We start from the raw sequence: 15,498 nt of genomic DNA on the forward strand, positions 1-15,498 counted from the left end.
TTTCGCACGTTTCCGGCGATCTCGGGGTTCAGGGGCCCGCGAGGTTCTGGGGGCCTGCGGCGGTCAGCGGCCGGCGAGCAGCCCGTGCACGACGTCGGCGACGGGTCCGGCCTGCGCTTGGCGCCAACCCGTGCCCGCCCACAGGTTCAGGCGCTCCGCGTCGCCGGCTGCTGCCGCCGCGGCCCGGAGGGGAGCCGTCAGGTGGTGGACCGCCGGGTAGGCCTCAGGTGCCTCGGGGTGGTCGCGGACAAATTCGTTCTCCAAGGCCCGGGCCTGCCGGCCGGTGAAGGCGCGCGTCAGCCGGGTACGCGTGAAATGCGGATCCGCCAGGGCATCCTTGTGCAGCTGCCTGGCGCCGCTTTGGTCCGTACGGAGAAACGCGGTGCCCAGCTGGGCAGCAACAGCCCCGGCGCGCAGCACGGCGTCGAGCCCGGCCGCATCCATAATGCCCCCCGCGGCCACCAGCGGGACGCCGACGACGGACCGCACCTCCGCGAGCAGCTCCGCCGTCGTGCCGCCCGGCACTGCCCCGCCCGGCACTGCCCCCGAGGCCGGAAGGAACGCCGCGCTGTGTCCGCCGGCGCTCGTGTGCTGCACCACCAGGGCATCCACGCCCTGCTCTGCCGCCTGAACGGCCTCGGCCGCGGTGGTGACAGTGGCAAGCACCGCCGATCCCGCCCGCTGCAGAGCGCGGACGACGTCGAGGCCGGGTAGCCCGAAGGCGAAACTGACCAGCTCCACGGGGTCCGCCAGCAGGGCATCGATCTTTGCCTGCCACTCGTCGTCGTCATCCAGCCGCAACTGCGGGAGCTCCACGCCGTATCGCCGGGCATCGGCCCGCAACTGCAGCCGGTAGTCCTCGAGCTCCGCCAACACCGCCGCGGACGGCGGCAGTTGGGCCGGATCCGGGACGAACACATTCATGCCGAAGCGGGCGCCGGACTCCCGGATGGTGCGGACTTCCGCCTGCATGGCCGCCACGCTCTTGTACCCGGTGGCCAGGAAGCCAAGCCCGCCGGCGCGGTGCACGGCCTCGACGAAGGCCGGCGTTGAGGTTCCTCCGGCCATGGGCGCCGCGATGACGGGTGTGCCGAAAAGATCCTGGGGCATTGCGGGCTCCTTGCAGGGGTTCAGTAACCTGTTCCAGTGACTAACACTGACTTCCCGCCGGCGGCGGACTCCGTTCCATCTTCCACCACGCCATCCACCCCGGCAGCGACGACGGGCGCTGTGATCGGCCTGGACATCGGCGGCACCAAAACCAGGGGCGTCCGGTTCGAAGGAGGCACGCCCGTGGCCGACGAATCGGTGGGCAGCTCCAACGTCCAGAACGTCAGCCCTGAGGAAGCCGCCCGCAACCTGGCGGAACTCTTCGGCAGGATCGGCGGGGGAGAAGTGGCCCAGGTCTACGCGGGGGCCGGCGGCATCGACACCGACGACGACGCCGCGGCGCTCGCGGCACTGATCGCCCCCCACGTACCCGGCGCACGGATCACAGTGGTCCATGACTCCCGGCTGCTGCTCGCCGCAGGCGGCGCCAGCACCGGCGTCGCCGTGATCGCCGGCACTGGCTCGGCCGCGTGGGGCAGGAACGGCCGTGGTGAGGAAGCCCGGGCCGGGGGCTGGGGCTACTTGCTCGGCGACGAGGGCAGCGGCTACTGGCTGGGCCGGGAGGCCGTCCGCCACAGCCTGCGGCGGATGAACCAGGGGCTGGAACCGGACGAACTCACCCGGGCCCTGCTGGCCTCCTGCGGGGCGGATGACCCGAACAAGCTGATCGCCATGTTCCACTCGCCCGCGACCGGACGCCGCTTCTGGGCCCAGCAGGCCCGGCTCGTGGTGGAAGCCGCAGACGCCGGCCACGCGCCGAGCCAGGCCCTCATTGATCAGGCTGGGCGCGACCTCGCCGACCTGGCCGCGCAGTCCGTCAGGCAGCTCGGCATCGAGGGTCCCGTCATCCTGGGCAGCGGTCTGGGCATGAACGTGCCGCGGTTGCAGGAGTCCTTCCGCGCGGCACTGGCCGTCGCGGGGATCACCGATGTCCGGGTCCTGGCGCAGGAGCCCGTCTTCGGGGTGCTCCAGCTGGTGGCGGAACAGGACTAGCCGGGGGCAATCCTCCGGCCACTACGCTGGAGGCATGAGCATGCAATTCGACACCCGGCCCGCCGCCTACGCCGTCATCATCCGCGACGCCGAGATCCTCCTGGCGTACTGGAAGCAGGACGGCCGCGAGGGCTGGACGCTGCCCGGCGGCGGCCTGGACCTCGCCGAACACCCTGTTGACGGTTGCCGCCGCGAAATCCACGAGGAAACCGGCTACGACGCCGAGGTTGGCGCCATGCTGGGGATCGACGTCGGGCACTGGCCGTCCGAAGTCCGGCTCGACGGCGGCGAGCGGGACTTCCAGTCGCTCCGGCTGGTCTACGAGGCGGCGATCACGGGCGGGGACCTGCGCCACGAAGTGAACGGGAGCACCACCCACGCGGCCTGGATTCCGCTGCATGCGGTGGCGGAGCTGAACCGGGTCTCGCTGGTGGACGCCGGGCTGCGCCTGTACCGCGAGAGGCCGCTGAACGGAAAACTTTCCGGCTAGATCGCTAGCCAGGCGCAGGCGCCATGGCTATTCTGTAGAAACCGCAGCGCAAAGTAGACGACACAGCGCAGTAGACGGGATCAGCCAGGAGCCGGCCGCAGCAAGCCGGCCGACGATGGGGAGGTGGAAGCAATGAATGCGATATTTCTGAGCGCGCAGCGCACCGATACAAGCCAAATCATTACTCCTGCCCCGTCCCACGGCGCAGCCTAGCCATCCAGCGCTAGTCTCCACGCGCGCGGCGTCCCTTGCCGCCGCAGCGCACCTGCACCGCACCACGGGCCCCATCAAAGGGTTTTCGTTGACCACTCATGCTGCATCGCCCGGCGCCCGTGGCGCCCTCTTCACCGATTCATCTGTTGCCAGTTCATCCGTCCCTACTGCAGCCATCCCCAATTCAGCCACCACTAATTCAGCCACCACTAATTCAGCCCTGCACTCCAATGCGGCTGGCCCCGAGGGGCCGGTCCACTACGGTTACACGGCGGGCATCGCGGAGCGTTTCGCGGCACATCCCGTGCCAGGAGGCCACCGCCGGGGCCGAGTCATCCGGGTGGACCGCAACCTCGTCCTGGTGGCCGACGGCGACGGGGCCGCCCACCTGCCCTACCCCCGCGGCGGGGAGCTTCCCGTCACCGGGGACTGGGTCTGGCTGGGCTCGAACGCGGCGGGGGAGCCCGCCATCGCGGGCATACTGCCGCGCCACTCGGAGCTGAGCCGCAAGCGTGCCTTCGAAGCCTCCTCTGAAGCACAGGTCCTTGGCGCGAACATGGACGTCGTGGGAATCGTCGTTCCGGTGGACCGCCCGCTCACGCACAACCGGCTCGAACGGACGCTGGTCGCGGCTTGGGACTCCGGCGCCACTCCGCTCGTGATCATCACGAAGGCGGACATCGCGGATCTCGCGGACGACGTCGTGGGGACGGTCGTGCGCCAATCGGCCGGCGTCGACGTCGTCACCACCTCTGCCGAGAACGGCGACGGCCTCGACGAACTGCTGGGCCATCTGCCACCCGGCGGCACGCTGGTGCTGCTGGGGCCCTCGGGCGCCGGCAAATCCACGCTCATCAATGCCCTCGCCGGCGTCGCGGCCCAGGAGATCGGGACCGTTCGCGCCGGTGACGGGAAGGGCAGGCACACCACCACGTCCCGCGCGCTCGTTCCCCTGCCCGGCGGCGCCGTCCTGATGGACACGCCCGGGGTGCGCGGCTTCGGGATCTTCGACGCCGACGAAGGAATGGAGGAGATGTTCGGCGACCTAGAAGAGCTCTTCGAGCACTGCCGCTTCTCGGACTGCGCGCATGGCCGGGAGCCCGGCTGCGCCGTGCAGGCCGCGCTCGCCGACGGCGGACTCGACGACCGCCGCTGGGCCAGTTACCTGAAGCTGCAGCGCGAACTCGCCGCCCTGGCCCGCCGCCACGACGCGGCCGCGCGGCGGGCCTACCAGCGCGAATGGCACCAGAAGATCGCGGTGGCGGGCAAGAGCCAGCGGTCGGCCGAACGTGACAACCATGAGAACGCGCGCGACCGGGGCGGCAAAGCCAGCGGCGCCAAGGGCGGCCGGCGGCGGCCCCGCTGAGGCGCACCGCGCGGTGACTCAACGGTCCCGGTGGCGCGCCGGGAGCTCTTCCGGCGCGCCACCCATCCAAAATCGTTGTGCTTCCGAAGCCTTACGGGAGCCGCGCGCCGCTGACATAGGCCGGGGCGCTGGTTAGTCTATGAGCTAACTGCTTTATGGCCAGTACACTGATGAGCAGTTGGCTGGTCCCTGTCGATGTTGCCGCCAACAGTTAGGTAAGCCCGGAAATGGCCGAAGCCATGATCGAGTTCCAGAACGTCACGAAGCAGTACCAGGGTGGCCAGCCCGCCGTTGACGGACTGACCATGTCCATCGACAAAGGCGCCATCACGGTCTTCGTCGGACCTTCCGGCTGCGGAAAGACCACCTCCCTGCGGATGATCAACCGCATGGTGGAACCCACGTCCGGCATCATCACCGTCGGCGGGGCCGACGTCACGTCAGTGCCCGCCGCGCAGCTGCGCCGGTCCATGGGCTACGTCATGCAGTCCTCCGGTTTGATGCCGCACCGCTCCGTGCTGGACAACATCGCCACCGTTCCCCGGCTTAATGGGGTGTCCAAAGGGGACGCCCGCAAGCGCGCGCAGGAACTGCTCGACGTCGTCGGGCTGGCCTCCTCCCTCGGCAAGCGTTACCCCTCCCAGCTTTCGGGCGGCCAGCAGCAGCGCGTCGGCGTGGCCCGGGCGCTCGCGGCCGATCCGCCCGTGCTGCTCATGGACGAGCCCTTCAGTGCCGTGGACCCCGTGGTCCGCGATGAACTCCAGAGGGAGTTGCTGCGGCTCCAGCGAGACCTGGCCAAGACGATCGTCTTCGTCACCCATGACATCGATGAGGCCACTGTCCTGGGCGACAAAGTGGCCGTGTTCGGCATCGGCGGCAAACTGGCGCAGTACGCCGCCCCTGCCGAGATCCTGCGGGCCCCGGCCAACGAGTTCGTGGCGTCCTTCGTGGGCCGCGACCGCGGGTTCCGGCACCTTGCGTTCAGCCCCTCCGACGGCGTCACCATCCACCCCGTCCCCACCATCACGCTCGAACAGCTCCAGGCGGAGGGCAGCTCCGACGACTGGCAGCTGGTGGTCGACGGCGCGCTGCGTCCGCTGGGCTGGGCCGGGCCCGGCAGCGCCAGCGGAGCCGGCGCGGAAATGGTTCCCGGAGGCTCCCTCTTCCGCAAGGGGGACACCCTCCGCCGGGCACTGGACGCGGCCCTGTCCTCGCCGTCAGGGCTTGGCGTCACCGTGGACGACGACGGCCGGGCAGCGGGGGTCATTGTCGCCGCCGAGGTTCTCGAAGTGATCGAATCGGACCGCAACGTCCGTCACGGGGTCCTCTAATGGAGTGGTTCCTGGCCAACAAGGAGCAGGTCTTCACGCTCGCCGGCCAGCATCTTGTCCTCGCCGTCCTGCCGATGATCTTAGGCCTGCTGATCGCCATCCCGCTGGCCCAAGTTGCCCGGCAGAGCCGTGCCCGGCGCTCCGTGGTGCTCACCGGGTCCTCGCTGCTGTACACGATCCCCTCGCTGGCGCTCTTCATCATTCTGCCGACCGTCCTCGGTACCCGGATCCTGGATCCCGTCAACGTGGTGGTCGCCCTGACCATTTACGCGGTGGCACTGCTGGTCCGCGCCGCCCTGGATGCCTTCGATTCGGTGGACGAGGACCTCCGCCAGGCCGCCGTCGCCATGGGCTTCAAACCATTTGCCAGGTTCCTCCAGATTGACCTGCCGCTTTCCCTGCCGGTGATGTTCGCCGGGCTGCGCGTGGTCTCCGTCAGCAACATCTCGCTGGTCAGCGTCGCGGCCCTGCTCGGGATCGGCAACCTCGGGATGCTGTTCACCTCGGGACTGCAGCGGGACTTCGTCACCGAGGTCGTGGTGGGCATCATCGCGATCCTGATCCTCGCGCTCTTCATGGACGCCGTCCTGGTGCTGATGGAACGGCTGCTGACCCCTTGGACCCGCGCCTCGGCGGCCACGGGCGGCAGCACCGATTCAGGCGCCGGCCCGGACAAGACCGGCCCCGCTGCCGCGGCGATGCGGCTTTCGCGTCCCAAGACCGGAGGGGGAAACGCATGAGCAACGTCGTCACGGACACCGCCGACTGGCTCACCGATCCGGCGAACTGGAGCGGCAGCAGCGGAATCCCGGTGCGGCTTCTCGAGCACCTGGCCTACACCGGGCTCGTCATGCTGATCGCCATGGCCATCGCCATTCCGGTGGGACTGTATGTGGGCCACACCGGCCGCGGGCGGGTTGCCGTCGTGGCACTCGCCGGCGCCCTGCGGGCCCTGCCCACCCTCGGCCTGCTGACCCTGTTCGTCCTGATCGCCGGCATCGGGCTGATGCCGCCGATCTGGGCGCTCGTGATCCTGACCGTCCCGCCCCTGCTGGCCGGCACCTACGCCGGGATCTCCAGCGTTGACCGCAACGTGGTGGACGCCGCCCGCGCCATGGGCATGACCGAGTGGCAGGTCCTGTTCCGGGCGGAATTCCCCAACGGGCTGCACGTCATGTACGGCGGGTTCCGGACCGGGGTGCTGCAGGTGATCGCCACCGTCTCGGTGGTCGCGTACATCAACCTGGGCGGTCTGGGCCGCTACCTGTTCGACGGGCTGGTGCTTTCCGATTTCCCGCAGATGCTGGGCGGTTCGCTGCTGATCGCGGGCCTCGCGATCAGCGTCGACCTTGTCCTGGCCCTTATTCAGAGGCTGTTCCTGTCACGGGGTGCCTCGTTCCAGCCGAACCGCAGCCAGAAGGCTGCGGTTGATCTCACAGACTCCGTATACACGGAGACTGCTGTTCAAGGAGGTACGTCATGAACGAATCCCGCCAACGAGCGCTCGGCAGGCGCGCATTCGGCGGCCTGGCCGCCGGCGTGGGCCTGGCCCTGGCACTGTCCGCCTGTGGAGGCTCATCCAACCCGCTGAGCTCGGCACCGGCCAGCAGCGGCGGCGCCTCCGGTTCCGGCGGCGCCCTGGTGATCGGCTCCGCTGATTTCCCCGAGAGCCAGATCCTGGCCGAGGTCTATGCCGGCGCCCTGAACGCCGCGGGCGTTACGGCCAGCACCAAGCCGAACATCGGCTCGCGCGAGGTCTACTTCAAAGCCGTCCAGGACGGCTCGGTGGACGTCGTTCCCGACTACAGCGGCAACCTGCTGCTGTACGTAAACAAGGACGCCACCGAGGTCTCGGCCGATGACATCGCGAAGGCGCTCCCGACCAAGCTCCCGCAGGGCCTGGCCGTGCTGGATGCCTCCAAGGCCGAGAACAAGGACGCCATGGTGGTCACCAAGGCCACTGCCGAGAAGCACCAGCTGAAGTCCATCGAAGACATGGCGAAGGTCTGCAGCGAGCTTGTAATCGGCGCCCCGGCGACCTTCGCCGAACGCGCGTACGGCCTGCCCGGCCTGGCGAAGAACTACAACTGCGTGCCCAAAAAGCTGGAGCCGTTCAGCGACGGCGGCGGCGCCGTCACGCTCAAGGCACTGCTCTCGGACCAGGTCCAGGTCGCGGACATCTACACCACCACCCCGTCCATCCCGGACAACGACCTCGTGGTGCTGGAGGATCCGAAGAACAACTTCATCGCCCAGCAGGTGCTGCCGCTGTACAACTCGGCCAAGATGACGGACAAGGCGAAGGAAGCCCTCAACTCCGTGTCCAAGGTCCTCACCACCGAAGACCTCATCAACCTCAACCGTGCCGTCAGCGGCAGCCAGAAGCAGAACCCGAAGGACGCCGCGGACGTGTGGCTGAAGGAAAAGGGCATCGTCAAGCAGTAGCCGGCAGGGCGGGGGAGCGCGGCGGCTACATGCCGCGGCGAACCCCGCCGGCCAGTGACCACGGCTGACCTGCCGTCGACGCCGGTGCCCGGGCTTGCAGCCCGGGCACCGGCGTCGTTGTTGTTACTGCCGCGTCCGCGTGTGAGTCATGTCTCAGCGGAAGTACATCCTCCATATGGCATATTTGATGAATGGCAGAATTCAAGCAGTCCACCAAGCTTCATAATGTCCTTTACGACATCCGTGGACCGATTCTTCAGGCCGCCCAGCAGATGGAGGCGGAGGGTCATCGCATCCTCAAACTGAACATCGGAAACCCGGCCCCGTTCGGGTTTGAAGCGCCGGACGCGATCCTGGTGGACATGATCCGCCACCTGCCGCATGCCCAGGGCTACAGTGACTCGCGCGGCATTTTCTCGGCCCGCACCGCCGTCTCGCAGTACTACCAGACCCGCGGGATCCAGAACATCCACGTGGATGACATCTATCTCGGCAACGGCGTCAGCGAGCTGATCACGATGTCGCTCATGGCCCTGCTCGACGACGGCGACGAGGTCCTCATCCCCACCCCGGACTACCCCCTGTGGACCGCCTCGGTTGCCCTGGCCGGCGGGAAGCCCGTGCACTACCTCTGCGATGAGGAAACCGGCTGGCAGCCCGACCTCGAGGACATGGAAGCGAAGATCACTCCGCGCACCAAGGGGATCGTGGTCATCAACCCGAACAACCCCACGGGTGCGGTGTACCCCAAAGCGACGCTGAAAAAGATCGTCGCCCTCGCCGAGAAGCACGGCCTCGTGCTCTTCGCCGACGAAATCTACGAGAAGATCCTCTACGAAGATGCGGTGCACGTAAACCTCGCCTCGCTCACCGGCGACGACGTCCTGTGCCTGACCTTCAGCGGGCTCTCCAAGGCCTACCGGGTCTGCGGTTTTCGGGCCGGCTGGATGGCCATCTCCGGGCCGAAAAAAGACGCCGCGGACTACCTCGAGGGCATCAACCTGCTCGCCAACATGCGCCTCTGCGCCAATGTTCCTGCCCAGCACGCCATCCAGACTGCCCTCGGCGGCTACCAGAGCATCAACGACCTGATCCTGCCCGGGGGACGTCTCCTGGAGCAGCGGAACAAGGCCTACGACATGCTCAACGCCATCCCGGGCGTCAGCACGCAGCAGGCCCGCGGGGCGATGTATCTGTTCCCGAAGCTGGACCCCGAGGTTTATCACATCCGCGACGACGAGAAATTCGTCCTGGACCTGCTCCGCGAGCAGAAGATCCTCCTGTCCCACGGCAGGGCGTTCAACTGGGTCCGGCCGGACCACTTCCGGATGGTGACGCTGCCAAACGTCAAGGACCTCGAGGAAGCGATCAACCGCATGGCGGACTTCCTGAGCCGGTACAAGGGGAACTAGGCTTCGGTCAGCAGCGCAACGGGGCTCCTGCTCCGCCTACTGCGGCTGCGTCAACCGGAAAGAGGCATTGATGGCAGACTCTGCGACGTTCGATGACCAACCCTCGAAACTCCTCAAGGTAGGGAAGGGCTTCAGCCTGGAATCGCTGGACCCGGGCTCGACGCCGGGCTACGACGGCGGCAAGGCCGACGGCGAGCAGCTGCTCGGCGAACTCGACGGCAAGCTCACACAGCTGCAGGAGCAGCTGTTCGCCGAGTCCAGGACCGGCGGCAAGAAACGCGTGCTGCTGGTCCTGCAGGCCATGGACACTGCGGGCAAGGGCGGCATCGTCAACCACGTGATGGGCCAGATGAATCCGCAGGGCGTGCAGCTGAAGTCGTTCAAGGCGCCCACGCCCGAGGAACAGTCCTACGACTTCCTATGGCGGATCGAAAAGGAAGTGCCAGCGGCCGGCATGGTTGGGGTCTTCGACCGTTCCCACTATGAGGACGTCCTGATCCACCGGGTGCACCACTGGGCGGACGCCGAGGAACTGGAGCGCCGCTACCGGGCCATCAATGAATTCGAGGCCCGGCAGGCGGCCGCCGGAACGAAGATCGTCAAGGTCATGCTGCACATCAGCCGCGATGAGCAAAAGAACCGGCTGCTGGCCCGTCTGGAGGACCCCGCCAAACAATGGAAGTACAGCAGTGGGGACCTTAAGGAACGGGCCTTCTGGGCCGACTATATGGACGCTTACCAGACGGCCCTGGACAAGACCAGCACGGAGCTGGCGCCGTGGCATGTCGTGCCGGCCAACAAGAAGTGGTACGCCCGCATCGTGGTGCAGCAGCTCCTACTGGAGGCCCTCGAAGGCCTGAATCTCAAATGGCCGGTTCCGGACTTGGACATGGACATGGAACGCGAACTGGTGCAGCGGTCCTGACCGGCGGTCTTTGAAAAGCAGGTGTTTAGTTCTTGTCCGCAGCCTGGTCCCGGGCGGCGGCGAGCCGCTTGCGGGCGCCTTCCAGCCACTGTTCGCAGCGCTTGGCCAGTGCCTCGCCGCGCTCCCACAGCGCGAGTGATTCTTCCAGGCTGGCGCCGCCGGCCTCCAGCTTGCCCACCACCGCGACCAGCTGCTCGCGGGCGTCCTCGTAGCTGAGGGCCTCGATGTCGGCGTTCGGGCTGGATTCTGCTGCCATGTGGATGCTCCTTGGTTGATGCGGTTACTGCGTCCGCGGTGTCTGTTGCGTGCCGTCTGGTGCTGTTGTTTGGTCCGGGCGGGTTATTCCTCGGCCGGCTCCTGGCCGCCGGTGGACTGGGCGGTGAACCGGCCGCCGGCCACCCGTACCGTAAGGTCCGTGCCGGCGGGCGCCTGCGTGGGGTGCCGAACCACGTCCCGGTGCGTCGCGGCGGACGCTCCGGAGCCGGCGAGCTGGACCACCGCGTAGCCGCGGTCCAGCGTCTTTTGCGGTGAGAGCGCGCGCACCTGCGCCTTGAGGTGGACCAGCTGGTCCGCTGCCCGGACGACGGCGGCGCTGATGGCCGAGTGCGAGCGGACTTTGAGCCGTTCGACGTCGTCGTGGCGCTGGGTGATCATGACGTCGGGGGAGAGCAGCACGGGGCGGGAGCGCAGGGCCGCCAGCCGGTCGCCCTCGCGTTCAACGAGTCGGGTGACCCCGCGACGGAGCTGGTCCCGTGCCTGCCGGACCCGGACGAGCTCTTCCGCGACATCCGGAACGATCCTCTTCGCCGCGTCTGTGGGCGTTGAAGCCCTGAGGTCTGCGACGTCGTCGAGGATGGGCCGGTCCGCTTCGTGCCCGATCGCGCTCACCACGGGGGTGGACGCGTTCGCGACAGCCCGGATGAGCTCCTCGCTGCTGAACGGCAACAGGTCCTCGAGGGCGCCTCCGCCGCGGGCGATGACGATGACGTCGACCCCGGGGTGGGCGTCGAGCTCCCGCAATGCCGCGATCATCTGGGCCACGGCGGTGTTGCCCTGGACCGCTACTTCGCGGATCTCGAATTCGACGGCCGGCCAGCGCAGGGCAGCGTTGCGCAGCACATCCTTCTTGGCGTCAGAGTCGCGGCCGGTGATCAGGCCGATCCGGTGCGGGAGCAGGGGGAGGCGTTTTTTGCGGGAATCGGCAAAAAGCCCTTCGGCGGCGAGGGCGTGGCGCAGCCGCTCAATCCTGGCGAGGAGGTCGCCGAGCCCCACGGGCCGGATGTCCTTCACGGACATGTTCAGCCGGCCCGTCTTGAGCCAAAATTCGGCCTTGATCAGGGCAACAACCCGGGAGCCGCGTTCCAGCGGAGCGTCCTGGCGGTCCAGCACGGTGGTCCAGACCGACGCCGGCAGCGAGATTTCGGCGTCGATGTCCCGGAGCGTCAAGTAGGCGTTGCTGCCACGCCGGTTGAGCTCGATCACCTGCCCCTCAACCCATGCCGAGGGCGCGCGGTCGATGTGCATCTTGAGCTTCTGGGACAGCAACTGCAGAGGCCAGGGGTTGTCCGGGCTGGTTTGAGCCGCGGTGGCCGGTAGCGTGGTGGCCGCCGCCGCGTCCTCAGGCATGCGTGGGCTCCATGGCCGAGAGTGCCCTGTGGAGTGCCTTGTGCATATGCGTGCGTGTCCTTTTGCCCGAGGGGACTGCCGGCGGCCCGCTCCCCGGCGGGTGGGCCGGCCGGCAGCCGGAAGTTGTCTCTGTCAACTCTATCCATAGCTCTACCACCGGGGCCCGACTTTATGGCCGCGCCCGGCCCCGCCCTAGGATGGGAGGGACGCCATCAACCTCCTAGGAATCCCTTGCGCACTTTTGTCTCCGCCGCCGCCGTCCTTATCGGGCTTCTGATGGCAGCCGTCGCCGTTCCAGCCATGTGGGTTGACCGCAACATCGTCCAGGAAGACGGCTTCGTAGCCCTGACCGCACCGCTGGGCAAGGACCCGGCGTTCCAGCAACGGCTCGCCACGGCCGCCGTCGATGGCGTGGCTTCCAGCGCCGGCATCCCTCAGGCCCTCACGGAGCTTGCCCGGCCGGTCCTGGACAACGCGGCACAATCGCTCACGGGGCTGCCCGGCTACTCCGAGGCGTGGGCCGAAACCCTTCGCAAGAGCCACCGCCTCACGTTCGCCGACCCCAGCACGCTGCCGCCGGAAATTGACGGCACCTCGTCGCTCACCCTGGATGTCGCACCGCTTGCCGGGCTGGTGGCCAAGCAGGTAACCGAGGCGACCACCCTTCCGCTGGAGGCGCCCGGCCAGGTGCTGATCCATATCGGGCAGTCCAACCAGCGCCAGCTGATCGAACGCGTCACCGTCTACGCCCCGATGGGCTACGCCGTTGCCGTCGGCGCGGGCATCGCCTTCGTGCTGGCGTTCGTTGCGGCCCGACGCCGGTGGACCGTCCTGGTCGGCATGGGCGTCGGCGCGCTGGTGGTCGCCGGTGTGTGGAAGCTGGCCAGCGATGCCGCCAGCACCGCCGTCGCAGGGACCTCGAGCGGCAACGATGTGGCGGAGCTCTTCAAGAACGAGTTCGTCGCGGCGTGCTCTGCCAGCTTCGGCCAGTGGATCGTCGCTGCCGCTGTTGCGGGAGCAGCACTGCTGGCCACAGGCGTGGCTGTCCGCGTCGCCGGGGGCCGCAAACGGGGCAAGATTGAACACCGGTAGCATGGGAGCATGACCTCCACCGCTGTTTCCGTTCCGATGCCATCTGTTCCGCGCCGACGGCGTTCACCGGAAGACGTTCTGGCGGCCGCCCCTGTCGCCGGTCCCAAAAAAGTCCTGCTGGCAGCCCCGCGCGGCTACTGCGCCGGCGTTGACCGTGCGGTCATCGCGGTGGAAAAAGCCCTGGAGCACTACGGCCCCCCGGTCTACGTCCGCAAGCAGATCGTGCACAACGTCCACGTGGTCAGCTCCCTGGAGGAGAAGGGCGCCATCTTCGTCGATGAGACCGACGAGGTCCCGGAAGGTGCCCTCGTGATCTTTTCCGCGCACGGTGTCTCGCCCGCCGTCGTCCAGTCCGCCGAGGACCGCGGGCTGCGCACCATTGACGCGACCTGCCCGCTGGTCACCAAGGTGCACCGCGAAGCCGTCCGGTTCGCCAAGGATGACTTCGACATCCTGTTGATCGGCCACGACGGCCATGAGGAAGTGGAAGGCACCGCCGGCGAGGCTCCCGAGCACATCCAGATCATCAACGGCCCGCACGAGGTCGACAAGGTCACGGTCCGCGACCCGGAGAAGGTCATCTGGCTCTCGCAGACCACCCTCAGCGTGGACGAAACCATGGAGACTGTGCGCCTGCTCAAGGAGCGGTTCCCCACCCTGCAGGATCCGCCCAGCGACGACATCTGCTACGCCACCACCAACCGCCAGGTGGCCATCAAGAAGATCTCGCCCCAGGCGGAACTCGTGATCGTGGTGGGCTCCGCCAACTCCTCGAACTCCGTCCGCCTCGTGGAGGTGGCATTGGAATACGGCGCCAAGGCCTCCTACCGGGTCGACTTCGCGAACGAGGTCGACGAGACCTGGTTCGAGGGCGTCGCCACGGTGGGTGTGACATCGGGGGCCTCCGTCCCTGAAGTCCTCGTCAAGGACGTGCTCCGGCTCCTGGCCGACTACGGCTACGGATCGGTCGAGGAAGTCGTCACGGCCGAGGAAGACCTCCTGTTCTCCCTGCCCAAGGAGCTCCGGGCCACGCTGAAGCAGGCCGGCGACGTCACCCGCGCCCTCGGCGGCCGCGGCACCCGCCCCGAACAGTCCTAGGAACTGGACCGTCCCAGGAGCTGCACAGCCCTGGGAACTGGACCCTCCCAGGAGCTGCACAGCCCTGGGAGCCGCACAGTCCGAGGAACTGGACAGTCCCGGGCACTTAGCCGTCGGAACTGACCCGTCTTAGGCCGCGGACTCTTCGGACTCGTCCCGGGGCTGCAGTTCCGGGGCTGCGACTGCGCGCGGCGCGACCTCGACGGCGGGCGGAGTGGCCAGACCGGCGGATTCCAGGGTGTTCAGCTTCCTGGCGGTGGGCAGGACCCGGGCCTCAAGGGTCCCGACCATGGAGTTGTACCTTTCCACCGAGGTCTTCAGCGAGGACCCCAGCTTGGTGACGTTCTCGCCCAGCGTGCCCATCCGGTCATAGAGCTGCCGCGCGAGCTCGAAGAGTTCCCGGGCGCTGTCCGTCAAGACGTCCTGGCGCCACGTGAACGCCACCGACTTCAGCACCGCAAGCAAGGTCCCGGGGGAGGCCAGGACCACGTTCTTGGACAGGGCATAGTCCAGCAGGGCCGGGTCCGCCGAGAGCGCGGCGGCCAGAATGGACTCCGCCGGCAGGAAACACACCACCAGCTCCGGAGAGTTGCCGGGGATGTCCCAGTACTTCTTGCTGCCCAGCGCGTCCACGTGGGCCTTGAGGGCCTTGGCATGGGCGGCGAGGTGCGCCTGCTGGCTGCCGGGCAGCTGCGAGGACTGCTGGCCTGTCTGGGAGGCGCCGAGGTCCTGGGCGGCGAGGTACGACGCCAGCGGGACCTTTGCGTCGACTACGAGCTGCTTGGCGCCGGGCAGTTGCACCACGAGGTCGGGCCGGAGGCTGCCGTCCGGGCCGGAGCCGTGGGCCTGCCCGCTGTGGACCTGTTCGTGGAAATCCACGTGCCGCAGCATGCCTGCTGCCTCGACCACACGGCGCAGCTGGACCTCGCCCCACTGGCCGCGCGCGCTGTTGGAGCGCAGGGCAGACTCGAGCGCATGTGTGGAGCGCAGCAGCTGCTCATCGGACAGGCGGGCCTCCTGCAGTTGCTGGGCAAGCTGGCCGTACTGCTCCAGCCGGTCGCGTTCGAGTAGGGACACCTGCTGCTGCACGGCAGTGAGCTTCTCCGCCACCGGCGCCAGCGCACGGAGAACACTGCCGTCCTGGTTCCGGGACTCACCCAGCTCCCGGTTCTGGGCCGCGAGAAGGCGCCTCTCGGCGTCGGCCGCGGCGAACTGGGCGCTGACGTCGGACAGCCGGGCCGATACGCCGTCGAAGTCCTGTTCCACGGCAAGGTACCGCCGGTGCAGCAGGAAATAGACGGCGGCGGCCCCGGCGACGGCGCCGGTGAGCAGCATGAGCAGGGCAAGAATCAGTGCAAAAGCATCCATGACTTCACTGTGGCATGCCCCTGTGACAG

15 protein-coding genes are annotated in these 15,498 nt (G+C 68.0%); 11 read left to right on the forward strand and 4 right to left on the reverse strand.

What is annotated here, in order from left to right; all coding sequences use genetic code 11:
* Positions 1-63: 63 nt before the first annotated feature.
* Complete coding sequence (locus MRBLAR12_RS10165; RefSeq protein WP_364745670.1) at positions 64-1,110, reverse strand: nitronate monooxygenase; 1,047 nt, start codon at positions 1,108-1,110, stop codon at positions 64-66.
* Positions 1,111-1,146: 36 nt separating this feature from the next.
* Between MRBLAR12_RS10165 and MRBLAR12_RS10170 the strand changes: the two genes are divergently transcribed.
* The 9 genes from MRBLAR12_RS10170 to MRBLAR12_RS10210 all read left to right on the forward strand — a co-directional run bounded on the left by MRBLAR12_RS10170 (position 1,147) and on the right by MRBLAR12_RS10210 (position 10,285).
* On the forward strand, positions 1,147-2,103 hold the full coding sequence (locus tag MRBLAR12_RS10170) for an N-acetylglucosamine kinase (RefSeq protein ID WP_414645487.1): 957 nt from the start codon (positions 1,147-1,149) through the stop codon (positions 2,101-2,103).
* Between the two features lie 34 nt (positions 2,104-2,137).
* Positions 2,138-2,593: an NUDIX hydrolase gene (locus MRBLAR12_RS10175; RefSeq protein ID WP_229994666.1), complete on the forward strand. Its 456-nt coding sequence runs from the start codon at positions 2,138-2,140 to the stop codon at positions 2,591-2,593.
* Positions 2,594-3,026: 433 nt separating this feature from the next.
* The gene (gene rsgA, locus MRBLAR12_RS10180) at positions 3,027-4,172 is read left to right on the forward strand and encodes a ribosome small subunit-dependent GTPase A (protein WP_364745994.1); all 1,146 of its coding nucleotides are present in this window, start codon (positions 3,027-3,029) and stop codon (positions 4,170-4,172) included.
* Between the two features lie 227 nt (positions 4,173-4,399).
* Entirely contained in the window at positions 4,400-5,503 is a 1,104-nt protein-coding gene (locus MRBLAR12_RS10185) for an ABC transporter ATP-binding protein (RefSeq protein WP_290369382.1), read from the forward strand.
* Positions 5,503-6,243: an ABC transporter permease gene (locus MRBLAR12_RS10190; protein ID WP_229994665.1), complete on the forward strand. Its 741-nt coding sequence runs from the start codon at positions 5,503-5,505 to the stop codon at positions 6,241-6,243. The genes MRBLAR12_RS10185 and MRBLAR12_RS10190 overlap by 1 nt, the downstream gene beginning before the upstream one ends.
* Positions 6,240-6,986 (forward strand): ABC transporter permease, encoded by a 747-nt coding sequence (locus tag MRBLAR12_RS10195; RefSeq protein ID WP_229994664.1) that lies wholly within the window; start codon positions 6,240-6,242, stop codon positions 6,984-6,986. Before MRBLAR12_RS10190 ends, MRBLAR12_RS10195 begins: the two co-directional genes overlap by 4 nt.
* Positions 6,983-7,948: an ABC transporter substrate-binding protein gene (locus MRBLAR12_RS10200; protein WP_364745675.1), complete on the forward strand. Its 966-nt coding sequence runs from the start codon at positions 6,983-6,985 to the stop codon at positions 7,946-7,948. The genes MRBLAR12_RS10195 and MRBLAR12_RS10200 overlap by 4 nt, the downstream gene beginning before the upstream one ends.
* Before the next feature lie 191 nt (positions 7,949-8,139).
* A complete protein-coding gene (locus tag MRBLAR12_RS10205; protein ID WP_018773782.1) occupies positions 8,140-9,360 on the forward strand; it encodes a pyridoxal phosphate-dependent aminotransferase in 1,221 nt (406 codons plus the stop codon).
* A 70-nt stretch (positions 9,361-9,430) separates the two neighbouring features.
* A complete protein-coding gene (locus MRBLAR12_RS10210) occupies positions 9,431-10,285 on the forward strand; it encodes a polyphosphate kinase 2 family protein (protein ID WP_229994662.1) in 855 nt (284 codons plus the stop codon).
* A 25-nt stretch (positions 10,286-10,310) separates the two neighbouring features.
* Here MRBLAR12_RS10210 and MRBLAR12_RS10215 read toward each other — a convergent pair whose 3' ends face one another.
* Both MRBLAR12_RS10215 and xseA read right to left on the reverse strand, forming a co-directional pair.
* Positions 10,311-10,541, reverse strand: a complete 231-nt coding sequence (locus MRBLAR12_RS10215; RefSeq protein ID WP_229994661.1) for an exodeoxyribonuclease VII small subunit — start codon at positions 10,539-10,541, stop codon at positions 10,311-10,313.
* 83 nt (positions 10,542-10,624) lie between these two features.
* Complete coding sequence (xseA, locus tag MRBLAR12_RS10220) at positions 10,625-11,911, reverse strand: exodeoxyribonuclease VII large subunit (RefSeq protein WP_364745680.1); 1,287 nt, start codon at positions 11,909-11,911, stop codon at positions 10,625-10,627.
* A gap of 231 nt (positions 11,912-12,142) precedes the next feature.
* Here xseA and MRBLAR12_RS10225 point away from each other — a divergent pair, with 231 nt between their 5' ends.
* Positions 12,143-13,003, forward strand: coding sequence for a hypothetical protein (locus MRBLAR12_RS10225; RefSeq protein ID WP_364745683.1), 861 nt, complete (start codon positions 12,143-12,145; stop codon positions 13,001-13,003).
* A gap of 9 nt (positions 13,004-13,012) precedes the next feature.
* Positions 13,013-14,101 carry a 4-hydroxy-3-methylbut-2-enyl diphosphate reductase gene (locus MRBLAR12_RS10230; protein WP_277522563.1) on the forward strand — a complete coding sequence of 363 codons (1,089 nt, stop codon included), beginning with the start codon at positions 13,013-13,015 and terminating at the stop codon, positions 14,099-14,101.
* 129 nt (positions 14,102-14,230) lie between these two features.
* Here MRBLAR12_RS10230 and MRBLAR12_RS10235 read toward each other — a convergent pair whose 3' ends face one another.
* Positions 14,231-15,469 (reverse strand): DNA recombination protein RmuC, encoded by a 1,239-nt coding sequence (locus MRBLAR12_RS10235; protein WP_364745686.1) that lies wholly within the window; start codon positions 15,467-15,469, stop codon positions 14,231-14,233.
* Positions 15,470-15,498: the final 29 nt, after the last annotated feature.

Source organism: Arthrobacter sp. LAR12-1-1.1, assembly GCF_040676555.1.
GTDB lineage: Bacteria > Actinomycetota > Actinomycetes > Actinomycetales > Micrococcaceae > Arthrobacter.

Coding starts and splice junctions, on each gene's coding strand:
- MRBLAR12_RS10165 (WP_364745670.1), bottom strand. CDS start 1,110: ATGCCCCAGGATCTTTTCGGCACACCCGTCATCGCGGCGCCCATGGCC.
- MRBLAR12_RS10175 (WP_229994666.1), top strand. CDS start 2,138: ATGAGCATGCAATTCGACACCCGGCCCGCCGCCTACGCCGTCATCATC.
- MRBLAR12_RS10185 (WP_290369382.1), top strand. CDS start 4,400: ATGGCCGAAGCCATGATCGAGTTCCAGAACGTCACGAAGCAGTACCAG.
- MRBLAR12_RS10190 (WP_229994665.1), top strand. CDS start 5,503: ATGGAGTGGTTCCTGGCCAACAAGGAGCAGGTCTTCACGCTCGCCGGC.
- MRBLAR12_RS10195 (WP_229994664.1), top strand. CDS start 6,240: ATGAGCAACGTCGTCACGGACACCGCCGACTGGCTCACCGATCCGGCG.
- MRBLAR12_RS10200 (WP_364745675.1), top strand. CDS start 6,983: ATGAACGAATCCCGCCAACGAGCGCTCGGCAGGCGCGCATTCGGCGGC.
- MRBLAR12_RS10205 (WP_018773782.1), top strand. CDS start 8,140: ATGGCAGAATTCAAGCAGTCCACCAAGCTTCATAATGTCCTTTACGAC.
- MRBLAR12_RS10210 (WP_229994662.1), top strand. CDS start 9,431: ATGGCAGACTCTGCGACGTTCGATGACCAACCCTCGAAACTCCTCAAG.
- MRBLAR12_RS10215 (WP_229994661.1), bottom strand. CDS start 10,541: ATGGCAGCAGAATCCAGCCCGAACGCCGACATCGAGGCCCTCAGCTAC.
- xseA (WP_364745680.1), bottom strand. CDS start 11,911: ATGCCTGAGGACGCGGCGGCGGCCACCACGCTACCGGCCACCGCGGCT.
- MRBLAR12_RS10230 (WP_277522563.1), top strand. CDS start 13,013: ATGACCTCCACCGCTGTTTCCGTTCCGATGCCATCTGTTCCGCGCCGA.
- MRBLAR12_RS10235 (WP_364745686.1), bottom strand. CDS start 15,469: ATGGATGCTTTTGCACTGATTCTTGCCCTGCTCATGCTGCTCACCGGC.